Source organism: Streptomyces flavovariabilis (assembly GCF_000725785.1).
Taxonomy (GTDB): Bacteria; Actinomycetota; Actinomycetes; order Streptomycetales; family Streptomycetaceae; genus Streptomyces; species Streptomyces hawaiiensis.
This window is the reverse complement of the sequence record NZ_JNXD01000125.1, coordinates 1-245: the sequence shown is the minus strand read 5'-3', so window position 1 is coordinate 245 and position 245 is coordinate 1. Positions and strand designations below refer to the sequence as shown.

Genomic DNA, 245 nt, shown 5'->3' with positions numbered 1-245 from the left:
TGATCACACCGGCCACACCCGCCGCGGCCTGCGTGTGCCCGAGGTTCGACTTGACGGACCCCAGCCACAGGGGCTGTTCCCGGTCCTGCCCGTACGTGGCCAGCAGCGCCTGCGCCTCGATCGGGTCGCCCAGCCGGGTGCCCGTGCCGTGCGCCTCGACCGCGTCCACCTCGGCCGCCGTCAGCCCGGCATTCGCCAGCGCCTGCCGGATCACCCGCTGCTGCGACGGACCGTTCGGCGCCGTC

The 245-nt window shown here is 74.7% G+C and carries 1 protein-coding gene; it reads right to left on the bottom strand.

Annotated features, from left to right (window positions below; translation table 11 throughout):
- A partial coding sequence (locus tag IO24_RS41835; protein WP_037670163.1) for a hypothetical protein occupies nucleotides 1-245 on the bottom strand: 245 nt, incomplete at both ends.